8 protein-coding genes are annotated in these 12,229 nt (G+C 56.4%); 6 read left to right on the top strand and 2 right to left on the bottom strand.

The window, feature by feature from the left end; genetic code table 11:
• Positions 1-259: 259 nt before the first annotated feature.
• From E5180_RS12620 to E5180_RS12635, 4 genes are all read left to right on the top strand, one after another.
• Positions 260-1,573, top strand: coding sequence for an HlyD family type I secretion periplasmic adaptor subunit (locus E5180_RS12620; RefSeq protein WP_138924687.1), 1,314 nt, complete (start codon positions 260-262; stop codon positions 1,571-1,573).
• 51 nt (positions 1,574-1,624) lie between these two features.
• Positions 1,625-2,545 (top strand): glycosyltransferase family 2 protein, encoded by a 921-nt coding sequence (locus tag E5180_RS12625; RefSeq protein WP_138924688.1) that lies wholly within the window; start codon positions 1,625-1,627, stop codon positions 2,543-2,545.
• Positions 2,546-2,573: 28 nt separating this feature from the next.
• Entirely contained in the window at positions 2,574-4,031 is a 1,458-nt protein-coding gene (locus E5180_RS12630; protein ID WP_138924689.1) for an oligosaccharide flippase family protein, read from the top strand.
• A gap of 156 nt (positions 4,032-4,187) precedes the next feature.
• On the top strand, positions 4,188-5,219 hold the full coding sequence (locus tag E5180_RS12635) for an acyltransferase family protein (protein WP_368074012.1): 1,032 nt from the start codon (positions 4,188-4,190) through the stop codon (positions 5,217-5,219).
• Here the strand turns inward: E5180_RS12635 and E5180_RS12640 are convergent.
• Complete coding sequence (locus tag E5180_RS12640; protein ID WP_254700473.1) at positions 5,106-7,124, bottom strand: hypothetical protein; 2,019 nt, start codon at positions 7,122-7,124, stop codon at positions 5,106-5,108. The two genes, E5180_RS12635 and E5180_RS12640, sit on opposite strands and share 114 nt — an antisense overlap.
• Positions 7,125-7,462: 338 nt before the next feature.
• Here E5180_RS12640 and E5180_RS12645 point away from each other — a divergent pair, with 338 nt between their 5' ends.
• Together E5180_RS12645 and E5180_RS12650 are read left to right on the top strand one after the other, a co-directional pair.
• Positions 7,463-8,665, top strand: coding sequence for an O-antigen ligase family protein (locus E5180_RS12645; protein WP_254700474.1), 1,203 nt, complete (start codon positions 7,463-7,465; stop codon positions 8,663-8,665).
• A gap of 30 nt (positions 8,666-8,695) precedes the next feature.
• Positions 8,696-10,558 carry a type I secretion system permease/ATPase gene (locus E5180_RS12650; RefSeq protein WP_254700475.1) on the top strand — a complete coding sequence of 621 codons (1,863 nt, stop codon included), beginning with the start codon at positions 8,696-8,698 and terminating at the stop codon, positions 10,556-10,558.
• Positions 10,559-10,633: 75 nt separating this feature from the next.
• Here the strand turns inward: E5180_RS12650 and E5180_RS12655 are convergent, their stop codons facing one another.
• Positions 10,634-12,112 (bottom strand): ABC transporter substrate-binding protein, encoded by a 1,479-nt coding sequence (locus E5180_RS12655; RefSeq protein ID WP_138924692.1) that lies wholly within the window; start codon positions 12,110-12,112, stop codon positions 10,634-10,636.
• Positions 12,113-12,229 lie beyond the last annotated feature (117 nt).

Below are 12,229 nucleotides of genomic sequence, written 5' to 3' on the forward strand. Positions count from 1 at the left end.
CTGACATGGTCCCGGCGAGAAATCGAATAACTATTTGAAAATATTATATTTTGCATATAAATTCTACACGAAAACGGGCGAACTTCATGGCTATGCTAAGCCAAATCGCTGCTACTCCTTCCTTTTGCCCGAACCTCTGACCGCACATCTGCCGTCACATTCCCGCCGCAAGTACGCCGCCGTCGGGCCCTAAGTCGCAGCCCATGATGTAGGACAGCCTCGACATCCACGTTGGGCCTGTCACCACAAGGAGCCTACCATGCAACATCCTGAAACTAACTCTCCCAAGACGGGCCTTTGGCACCTAACCGCCGGCGTGACTGCGGCAATCTTCTGCTTGGTGGGGGTGCTCGGAGGGTGGGCCGCGACGACGCAGATTGCGGGGGCAGTGATTGCGACGGGTCAGATTGATGTGGCAGGCAAACCCAAGGTGATCCAGACGGTCGATGGCGGCGTGCTGGCAGAACTGGCGGTTCAGAGCGGCGATATCGTAAAGGCGGGTCAGGTGCTCGTGCGGTTTGACGCGGCTGCCTTGCAAATCGATCTGCGCATGGCCCGCGCCCGCCTCGCCGATGCGATCGGGCTGCGTGCCCGGCTCGAAGCAGAGCGTGATGGCAGCGCTGTGCCGGGGTTCGACACGATAGAGTTGCCCGGTAACATTCGCCCGCTAGATATGGCCCAATCGCGCGCAGGGCAGGGCGCGATATTTAAAGCGCGCGCCCAGATGCGTGCTGGTATGCTTGATCGTATCGCCAACAATCTTGACGCTGTCGACATGCAGGTCACTGGCATCAACGGGCAGATTCTTGCTTCAGAACAGCAGCTTGCGATCCTTACCGATGAGTTGGCCAGCCTGTCGGTCTTGGTTGCAAAAGGGTTGGCACCGCAGGTGCGGCTGTCACAGTTGCAGTCCTCTCAGGCGGGATTGCGCGGTGATCTGGCCGCCCGTCGGGCAGAGCTCGCCCAATTGATCCATCAGCGCGGGACGCTCAAACTTGAAAGCCTGCAAGCGGACCGTCGCTTTCAGGAAGAGGTTGCGCTTGAACTGCGCGAAGTGAACGCCGCAGTACAACAGCTTGTCCTGGCCACCATCACCCGCCAGGCACAAATGGACCGTATCGTCATTCGCGCGCCTGCAGATGGGATGGTACATGAGCTTCGCGCGACAACGGTCGGGGGGGTCGTGGCAGCAGGCGCAACCTTGATGGATATTGTGCCGCAACGCGAGATGTTCGAATTCGAGGTGCGTGTCGATCCGCGCTCTATCAATCTGGTGCGCTATGACCAGTCCGCCACCATTGTGCTTTCTGCGTTTGATCCGCACACGACGCCGCGCTTGACCGGTACCGTGCGGGGTATCTCTCCGAAGGTGGTGATTGATCCGAACACCGGCGAAAGTTTCTACCGGGTCAGCCTCGAAATCCCTAGCACCGAGCTTAGCCGGCTGCCCGCCTCTGCCCGTCTGGTACCCGGCATGCCGATCGAAGCATTCTTGAAAACAGGTGACCGAACCGTGCTCAGCTATCTGGCCGAACCTATCAGCAGCCAGCTCCGGCGTGGGTTTCGCGGCTGATCCCCCACCAGCCTTAGCGAAATCTTTACTTTCTTCCGTTCTTAAAGGGGGATGAACACCGCGCCCGCCTTGCCCAGCATCACTGTTGTGATTCCACATCTAAACCAACCCGATGCCCTTGCACGCTGCCTCGCTGCGCTTGCGGGGGGCACGATTGAACCGGCCGAGGTGATCGTCGTCGACAATGGCTCTGTCCGATCGCCGAAAGAGATTGTTAACGATTACCCATGGGTATCCCTGATCAAGCAGACGATCCCCGGCCCCGGCCCTGCCCGTAATCTTGGCGCGGCACGGGCGCAGGGTGCGGTTCTTGCCTTTTTGGACGCAGATTGCCAGCCCGACCCCCACTGGCTAGAGCGCGCCGCGCAACGCCTGCAGCGGGACCCCGATACGATCCTCGGCGGGGATGTTCGCATCGCGTGTGGGGCGGGCTACAAGATGGACGCCACGACAGCCTACCAAGTAATCTTTGCCTACCGAATGGACCACTACATCGCGCGTCAGGGGTTTACGGGGACAGGGAATCTGATCGTGCATCGCAAGGTGTTTCACGCAGTCGGGCCGTTCAAGGGGCTGCGCTTTGCCGAGGATCGCGACTGGGGGCAGCGTGCCACAGCCGCGGGGCATCGCATGGCTTTTGCGCCCGAGTTGATTGTCCATCATCCGCCCCACACGGCTTCAGGGTTGCAAGCGAAATGGGACCGACAGCTTGCCCATGATTGGGTGCGATGCAGCCGGCACAGGGACAAGATCTGGTGGGCGGCTAAGTCTCTGCTGCTCATCGCCTCGCCTCTTGGTGCCGTGCCGCAGATTTTTACCAGCGCCCGGATCAACGGTAGGCGTAATCGGGTGATGGCGTTCATCGGTCTAGCCTCTGTTCGACTATATCGCGCCAAGCGCATGTTGCATCTGCTGTATGGAAACGACCCGAACCGGCTGTTGCAACGGTGGAACCGTTTTGACCTGCCGTGACGTTCCCCCAAGTCCGACGCGAGGGGCAATGATCCGCGCCTTCAGCTTTCTTCTGTCGGGTAACGCCTGCGCTGCCGGAATTTTACTACTGCGAACGGTGCTTATCTCGCACCTCATCAACCTAGAGAATTTCGGCATCGGCGCGAGCCTTGTTCTCTCACTGACATTGATAGAGATGCTGACCGCGCTCGGATTCCAGCAACAAATTGTAAACTCGCCACATGGGGATGACCCAAACTATCACAGCGCTCTGCACGGTGTGGCGATGATGCGTGGTGTGTTCGGGGCGGTGGTGCTCTTGGTGCTCGCCTCTCCTATGGCCGATGCCTTCGGGCTTTCGCATCTGGTCTGGGCGTTTCAACTGTTGGCAGTGGTGCCACTGATGCAGGGGGGGGTGCACCTTGATGTTTACCGCCAGACCCGCCAGCACAAACATCGCGCAGCAGTATGGATCGCTCTGGCCCCCCCGCTTGGGTCGCTGATTGCGGTTGTGCCGCTGGCGGTTCTTTTCGATGATTTCCGGATCATGCTCGGTGCGCTTTTGGTTCATATGGCGCTGGGCTCCCTCGTGTCCCATGCTGTCGCAAAGCGCCCCTACCGGCTGCGGCTCAACCTCGCGATCACGCTGCACAGTTTGCAGTTCGGGTGGCCCCTAATGGCCAGCGGCGCAGTGATGTTTCTGGTGTTCAACGGAGAACGTGCCATCGTCGGCCGGTTTTTGGGGCTAGAGCCATTGGCCCTTTTCTCCATGGCGGTATCCCTGACGCTGGTGCCGTCGCTGGTCCTGATGCGCAGCACGATGAGCTTTTTCCTGCCGCGCCTGACGGCTTGTGGCGGGCCCAATGCGTTTGCGGCGTGCGCGGTTAACACACTCCGCGGCCATATCGTACTTGCGGGCGTGATGGTGGCGTTGGTCAGCCTGCTTGGTGCGCCATTCGTGCAGTACGTATTGGACGACACATACCGCGCGGCCCTACCGCTGCTCACACTTCTGTCGGTGGCGCAGGCCCTACGGGTTGTCAAAGGCGGTTGCGCGATTGTGGCGCTGGGCAAGGGGTTTCGCAAAACCGAGCTGATGACCGATCTTTTGCGTATCGCGTTTCTGCCCCTTGCCGCATGGATCGTCATACAGGTCGCAAGCTTGGTCCGCGTGGTGCAAATCGCGGCGCTGGGCGAAGGCGCTGGGATGGTGATTGCGCTGCTATGGATGAATCGGGTGCAACATGTGCCGCTGCGCCCGCTCTGGGCACCATTGATCTGGTTGGCTGGGACGCTGATTTGGGCGGTTCTTACGCATGACGATCCTCCTGGCTACCGGATTGCGGGCTTCACAATGCTGATCGCGTGGATGGCAATGGCGTTGATCGGGATACGCAAAATTTTACCTAGAAAAGGAATAGATGATGGGATGGAGCCTCCTGCGGTCCCGGGTTGTTTGGGCAATAATAACGGTCTGCATGTCAGGCTGTGGTCGAAAAATTCTTAACCCATTCTCATGACGGCAAGCATCAAACGGCCAAGATTGTCCGACCTTGCCGTCGGGCGCGATAACCATTTTAACCTGATCCGCTTTCTCGCGGCAGGGGCGGTGCTGGTCTCTCATGCGTGGCCGCTCGCCCTTGGGCGGGGTACGGTAGAACCGTTGAGAAACGCGCTTGGGTACTCACTGGGGGAGCTCGCGGTTTTTGTATTCTTTGGCCTTTCCGGCTTCTTTATCGGGGGCAGCTATGTACGGCAGGCATCTGCTTTTTCCTTCATTTTGGCACGCGCGTCCCGTCTTTTGCCGGGGTTGGCTGTATCGATCCTGTTCGTTGCGTTAATCATCGGCCCGCTGGTCAGCACGCTTGACCTCGCAAGCTACTTTTCCCACCCGGATACGGCGCGGTTCGTTGTCCAAAATATCCTAATTTTCAAGCCACAGTACACGTTGCCTGGCGTGTTTTGCGACAACCCTTACCCTGCCGTTGAAGGGTCCATCTGGACCCTTGCGCATGAGGTCGCCTGCTATGCGTTGATCCTGCTGATTGGCCTCGCGGGGGTACTGCAGCGAAAGTCTGTGATGGCGGGGCTGGCGGTGCTTTACCTTCTAAGCTGGGTCGCCATGCCATCGCTCCAAGAGTTCGTCCATCCGCGGATACAGCAGACGCAGTTGCTTTCGTTCCCTTTTGTGATTGGCGCAGCATGCTGGATCTGGCGCGCACATATCTTCTTGTGGTGGCCGATCGTACTCGCATCAATTGGGCTCGCATGGGCCACACAAGGCACAGTTCTTGCTTTTCCGATGTTGGCATTAACTGTGACCTACAGCAGTCTCTGGGCCGGCTACTGCACGGTTCCCCCTCTGCTTATATTCAATAAAGTCGGCGATTATTCATACGGCATATATGTTTACGCGATGCCCCTACAGGGTTTTACCGTATGGCTGTGGGGCGACATGACGCCGGGTGCAAACATAGCCATGGCGCTCCCGTTAACCTTGATCTGCGCCATTCTATCCTGGCATTTGGTCGAAGGCCCCGCGCTGACCTTTGGCCGAAAGGCGGTCAGCGCGGCCCGCAGCTCAGGCGGTAGAAAACACAGCTCCGATAAAGGCGCCTTCGGCCACCGGCGTGTTGCCAAACAGATCGCTCGCATAGGGCATGTTTTCAGGCGCAATCTTGGGGAGCGAAGATGACGCAGCGGGCGCGTATTTGCCCCCGCCGGTATTGTCCCCACTGTGAGAGCGATCATTGGCCCAAGGTGTTGCGATATGAGCAACCTCCCGAACCGAAGGGAACTCCCCCAACCATGATGACGCGCCATACCCGGGTTCATTGCTTGATCCGGCGATTGCCACATTGTTCGCCCACCCGACCTTGTACCGTGCGGGCCAGTTTCCGATGTTTGATGCGCGAGCGGAAAATACGTCGCTTTTTATGTTTATGCGGTGAAATAAATTATTACGGAAGGAGCCCGACTTAGGGACGTTCACCGCACCATCCAGATACAGCAAATTTGCGCGTTCTCCCGCGATGGTATTGTTGTGAAAGACAATATTCTGCACTGGATTTTCATCGCTATCTGCATTCAGCTTCAACGCGGCATTGGTAGACGTGCCCCAGCTTTCGATTATATTCCCGACGAATGCAAAACCGCGTTGGCCGATTTCGGTGCTTATGGCGACAATAGCGTTTGTTGCGCTGCCGTTGCTAAACTTATTCCAACCTAGGAAGGTCCCAACCATCGCAGGCCGGTCGCCGACCGGCGCACGAAGCGTAAATTCGTCAAGGTCACAACAGCCTACTGCATTATACGTAATGGTGCCGGCGCAGCCCTTGCAGCCGATCGCGTTGACCATGATTGCCTCTGTCGAAAAAGAGTTTCCCTGACGGGGGTCATTTCCTTCGTAGACTGTGCAGTTGATTTGCACAAAACGTCCGACGCGATAGACCCAAGCCCCATAACTTCCCATTCCATTCGCATCCCAAACGCAATTTTCCGCGATCAACAGATTTTCAGCCGACGCCGCTCCGCTGTCTAGAAAGACGGAGTTCGGCCCGCCCTTTCGCAAAGTTAGGTCACGCAACCTAAGCCGCGTTGGAATCCCGTTGAACCGATTGACGCCATTATCCGTCAGGACCGTGGTATCACGTTTGGCAGGATCAGAAGCCTCAACGCACAAAGGGATATCGACCGAGTGACCCGCGGTTTTGAAAGGGGTAAGCCTATGGACCCCTTCGGCCAACAGAATAACACCGCCGCCGGCGTCATCTACCCGACCGTGGTACGCAGCATTCAGGTTTTTTATCGCCCCGGCCGCTGCAAGGATGGTCGCAAAGGGCGATGTCGCGGCATCTGCCCGAGCTGTCGCCGCCTGACCCGTGGCGTCATCGCCCGTTGCCGAGTTTACCAGTGCATAAAAGGTTCCATATCCTCCGTTCGTGTCATTCAGCAGGCGTAGTGTCGTTAGGTTCGGGGACGGATAGGGATCGGTGCCTGTTGAAAGTGTAAAGGCATCCCCCACCCAAGGATAGATAGTGGCGTCCACCGTCAGCAGCCCCCCCTGAGCAAGGCTGGATAGGTCAACAGTGGCCGCAAAATGCGGGATGTGCAGACCTGACGCCTCAAACTTCAAACTGCTTTGCGTTGTTGCTAGCTGGGTCACCTCATTCCCAACGGCATCTTTCACGATAAACTTAACGGCAGCGACAGGCTGCCCGTCCCGGGCATGGGCGTGCGCAATGGCGATACGTAGCTCATGTGCAGCGCTGACGACGCGTTCGCGATCATGGTTCAACCACATCGCAATTGGCTGGGGCGCTGGCCGCATGCTGTGATTAGATGCACCTTTAATACTATCGCCGGCGTAAACAAATTCTGAACAAGCGACCGAGTTGTCCGTAAAATTTGATTGATCAGGATAGGGCTGCCTGACCCGGCCGGTGAGATAGACTGTTGTTTCAACTACGGTGGGCATGGCGAACCGGTCAAATCCCGGGCGAGAAACCAATAATCCTTGTGGTTCAAGCGCGTTCGAATAATCCGACATGTCGCTCTGTAGCGCCTGCCAGCCATCAGCCAAAATTTCTGCAGCGGGCAAAGAGTTTAGGGCATGCGACCCTGTCCCAGTTTGCCCCAATCTCATCCCCACACCGAGTGTCATTTGCATAGCCAGCCTCTTGCGATCAGTTTGCTCAAGCTGTGACGTATATCAGCGATGCCATAGTGTTGCTTTTGGCACCAAGCAGGCGGGGGCACGTTTAATTTTTACGTAATATTAAAGTTTAGCCTCCACGGTCGCTAAAACGTCGATTCTGCTTGTGAGAGGACAGCTATGATTTGGACTTAGAATACCGATATACGCCCGTACCGTGCTGCGCGGCAAAACGACGCCTGATGCGCCGAAGCCCTCCTGTCTCAATGGTAGTGCTTGTGTATATGCTTTTGCTGCTGCTGCCCGCGGGGTTCAGCATCGGATCGGTCTATCTAACCGGCACCAGAATCCTTCTGGCTTGCGTCATCGTACCGCTTGCTGTGCGTTTGTTTTGTGGGCATTTCGGGCGCATCCAACTAACGGATATTTTGTTCCTGCTACATTTTTTGTGGGTGGGGCTCTCCCTGATGATTAATAATCCCATGCTAGCGACGGAAAACGCAGGGTCCATCGGGGTTGAGTTTCTAGGGGGGTACTTAATCGGACGTGCCTATGTCCGAGACAGACATAGTTTTGCCGCCTTAATAAAAATTCTGACGACGTTGATTGTGCTCTGCTTTCCCCTCGCAGTGATCGAATCCCAAAACGGCACCTCGGTTCCGATCCAGCTTTGGCAAATGACAGGTCTGTCTACGCCGCCTGACCTTTCGATCGATCGCCGGATGGGATTGGAGCGCGTTCAGCTCGCTTTCGAGCATCCCATTCATTGGGGATTGTTTTGCACCATTGCCACGTCGCTATATTTTGTCGGTCTGGCGCGGCAGCACAGTTTTGGGTTGCGGGTGATGATACTGGCAGTGATCTGCGCCAGTTGCTTTCTGTCTCTTTCCAGCGGCGCACTTCTCGCCGCTCTCGTGCAGATAGGTCTGATATTATGGGGCTTCTTGTGTCGAAGACTCGCGCAAAAGTGGCTTGTGCTATCGGTCGGTGTGGTGGCCCTCTACATTCTCGTTGATCTGCTCTCTAACCGCACACCGATCCAAGTTTTCATGAGCTACGCCACATTTTCGGCTCAAAGTGCCTATTGGAGATCGGCGATTTTTCAATGGGGCATGGTCAACATTTGGAGTGCGCCGATGACAGGGATCGGGCTGCATGATTGGCTTAAACCGATCTGGATGCACACCACAAGTATCGACAATTTTTGGCTTTTCATCGCAATGCGTTTTGGGCTGCCAGCGTTTGTTTTTCTGTCCGTCGGCTATGGGCTCGCACTTTGGCGGGTTGGCCGTAAAAATTTTCAGGGGGACCCAACATTGCGACAGATGCGATGTGGCTGGGTTTTATGCTTCGTTGGCCTAAGCCTATCACTGACGACGGTGCATATTTGGGGTGCCATCTACGGTTTCGTCTTTTTCGTATTCGGGGCGGGCCTTTGGATGTTGGACGAGGCACCTACCTCGCCGCACGATGAATATCCAATTTGACCTAACAAGACGTTTTGCGGTCGCCGATTTTTGCAGTTTAGTAAGGAGATTTCTTTAGCTCTGATACAGGGTCGCGAACAATTGCCGGCCAAAAATGACCGATTTGTATTGGGGGTTATAGGTAACGTGCCCACGCAGAATATCTATGATATCGCCTTAAAGGCTCAGGCAGGTGGGATCGGGCTGCTCGTTGCGATCAGTGGATTGGTCAACCTTTTGATGCTGACTGGGTCTATCTATATGATCCAGATATACGACCGTGTTTTGCCTAGCGGGTCTATTGTGACCCTGCTTGGATTATTCGGGATAGTGCTGCTTATATACTGTTTTCTGGGTCTATTTGATCTCACGAGGCAACGGCTTTTGGCGCGCATTTCAGTGCGCTTGGATATGACGCTTGGGGCTGCATGCTTTAGTGATTGGATCAGCGTTCAAAATCATAGCCGCGCGCACGAGGGAGGGGAGCAGCCGCCTCTGCAGCAATTGGTTCACCTCAGGCGACTGTTGTCCAGCCCCGCATTCGTGAGTGTGTGTGATATGCCGTTTGTACCGATATTCCTGATGGCGCTGTATCTCATCCATCCATGGTTGGGGACAATGGTCCTCGCGGCGGCTGCGTTGGCCTGTGGTATGGTGGTGTTCGGCCGCTGGTTGACGCGTAGGACAGGTATCGCCTCTGTCGCTCAAGACAATATTCTCACTGATATGTCGTATCAAAGCCGCCGACTGGCCGAGCCCTTGCGCGCCATGCGTATGCAAGATGATCTTGCGGCATATTGGCTTGGACTGCAGCGCAGCAGCCTGGTTTGGCACCAACGGTTGCATTCTGCCCCTGATGCATTGGCAGCCTTCAGCAAAACGTTTCGCCTGATGTTGCAATCGGCGATCCTCACGGTGGGTGCTGTTTTGGTAATTCAGGGAAAAATTTCCGCCGGAATGATTATGGCGGCATCCATCTTGGCGGGGCGCGTGCTGGCACCCATTGACCAAATCACCGGTGGCTGGCGGCTAATCGCTGGCGGTTGGGCCGCACATCGACAGCTACATACCTATTTTGAACACTATGCGCCGACACTCGAAACGGTTGAACTCCCTGCGCCGAGAGGGCGCATATCGGTTTCATCTGTTTCTCAGACACCAGCCCCTCCGCGGGGGGACGGTTCACAATATAGCCTACAGGACATCTCGTTCGACCTGCAACCAGGGGATGGCCTGTGTATTCTGGGAGGCCTCGACGCAGGGAAGAGCGCGTTGGCGAAGCTCTTGGTAGGTATTTCGCAGCCGACCGCCGGTGAGGTTCGTTTTGATGCGGTCAAACTGAGCCTCTGGCCGTCTTCCCAGATCGGTCCTGCCATCGGCTACCTGCCAGAGATGGTAGAGCTTTTGCCGGCTACGATCTTTGACAACATCTCGAGGTTCCGCGCCGAAGCCACAGATGCGCAGGTTATCAGCGCGGCCAAGCTTGCGCGGGTGCATGATGAAATTATGGCGCTCCCCGACGGGTATTCGACATTCCTAGGGAGGGGGGAGCAATCGGTTCTGAGCCAAGCGCACCTACAGAAAATCGGCTTGGCACGGACCTTAGTTTACGACCCTGCGCTCATCGTGTTGGATGATCCTCGCCGCTCCCTTTGCCGCTGCCCTGATGTCGAGGAGATCGTGCACGACGTCACACGCCAAATGCGGAACAAAAGCTGCACGGTGGTGATTACAGCGCGTCAGCCTTGCGCAATTTCGGCTTTGAATAAGGTATTAATCCTATCTGACGGGCGCATGAAACGGTTCGGCCCGACAGAGGAAGTCCTAGGGCAGCCATATCCGGCGCGGGTTGCGGCTAAGGTTCGGACGTTGCCCTCGCGCGGAAATGGAACAGCACAGGTGGGGAATAGATGATCTTTTTCACATGGTGTAGAGCATTGGGCACCGCATGCTGTGCCCAATGCTCCCTAGAACACCCTAGCTGTTATATCAGTCCGTCCAGGCCACTCCGGTCAGATCGACAGCCTGTGTCGGTGCGTTGCGCCAAAGCCCGGTTAGTCCCGCCTTAGCGACAGAGAGCGAAGCAAGCTGGAAGAGGAACCCGTTGACGTAATCCTGAGAGATCATGGTTTGTGCCTCGCCCAGGACATCGTTGCGCATGTCGGGGTCTGTCGTTGTGTTCAACTTGGCCATTAACGTTTGGAAGTCGGGATTGTCGTACTGAAAGTAATAGTCGGGGTTGGCATAGACGCCGATGTCCATCGGCTCGGTGTGGCTAACGATGGTCAGACCAAAATTCTTGCCCTTGAACACTGTTTCCAGCCACTGGGCCCACTCTACGTTGTTGATCTTGGCGGTGATACCGACCTCGGCGAGTTGCGCGGCGATGATTTCCCCGCCGCGGCGGGCATACGAAGGGGGCGGCAGATCCAGTGTGGTTTCAAACCCATTGGCAAAGCCGGCTTCGGCCAGTAGCGCTTTGGATTTGTCGACGTCATACATGCTCAGCGCGGTTTGGTCGACGTAGGCTGGATTGTGGGGCGCGAAATGTGTGCCGATGGGCGTGCCATATCCGAACATTGCCCCGTCGATGATGGCTTGTCGGTCAATGGCGTGCGCTACCGCTTCGCGGACCTTCGGATTATCAAACGGAGGCTGTTTGTTGTTCATCGCCAGAATTGTCTCGCCCTCGGATGAGCCGACAAGCACTTGAAACCGGGGGTCCGCTTCGAACTGCGGCAGGTTTTCAGGCGCGGGGAAGCTGACGAAAACGTCGACATCTTCCGCCATCATCGACGCGAATGCGGCGGTCGGGTCAGAGATGAATTTGAACGTGGCCATGTCCAGCGCAGCCGGTGTCCCCCAATAATTCGGGTTCTTTTCAATGCGGATATTGTCGCCCTGGGTCCAGCTGGTGAATTTGAACGCGCCGGTCCCGATGGGCAGCTGTTTGATGTTGTCGATGCTTTCGGGAGCCACAATCACCGCGTCGCCCCATGCGAGGTTGAACAACAGGTTTCCATCCGGCTCTGACAGTTTGATCTCAACGGTGGAGGGGTCGACGATGGTCACCTCGGAAATCGCGGCGAACAGCGCTTTTTGTGCATTTGCGCTGTCTTCGGCATTGATCCGATCAAGTGAAAATTTAACGTCGGCGGCGTCCATCGTCGTGCCGTCGTGAAAGGTCACACCGCTTTGCAACTTGAACGTATAGGTTAGGCCGTCGTCAGAGATTTCCCAAGATTGCGCAAGTCCGGGTACGATCGATCCGTCCCCCATAAACCGCGTCAAGCCTTCGAAAACGTTGGAATAAAGCACAGAATCAATAGCCCCCGCCGCAGCGCTGGTCGGGTCCAGATGCGGTGGTTCTAGCTGCATCGCGACGGTGATATCGCTTTTCGCAGCGACGCCACTGGCCATCAGCGCGGCAGCGCAGGTGCCTATGATAAGTTTGCGAAGATGGGCCATGAACGCCTCCTGTTAGAAATAATAAAAAATGTTAACCAGTTCTGTCAGGTTTGACCAGCGTCGGGTTCGCTAAACGATTATCGGTTGTGCCTTGCCTGTCTGCGGTTTATGCGCCGT

The sequence above is a fragment of the Sulfitobacter sp. BSw21498 genome, from assembly GCF_006064855.1.
Lineage (GTDB): Bacteria > Pseudomonadota > Alphaproteobacteria > Rhodobacterales > Rhodobacteraceae > Sulfitobacter.

Excerpts from the sequence above, each read along its gene's own strand:
- E5180_RS12645 (WP_254700474.1), top strand. The coding sequence starts at position 7,463 with ATGCTTTTGCTGCTGCTGCCCGCGGGGTTCAGCATCGGATCGGTCTAT.
- E5180_RS12630 (WP_138924689.1), top strand. The coding sequence starts at position 2,574 with ATGATCCGCGCCTTCAGCTTTCTTCTGTCGGGTAACGCCTGCGCTGCC.
- E5180_RS12655 (WP_138924692.1), bottom strand. The coding sequence starts at position 12,112 with ATGGCCCATCTTCGCAAACTTATCATAGGCACCTGCGCTGCCGCGCTG.
- E5180_RS12620 (WP_138924687.1), top strand. The coding sequence starts at position 260 with ATGCAACATCCTGAAACTAACTCTCCCAAGACGGGCCTTTGGCACCTA.
- E5180_RS12625 (WP_138924688.1), top strand. The coding sequence starts at position 1,625 with ATGAACACCGCGCCCGCCTTGCCCAGCATCACTGTTGTGATTCCACAT.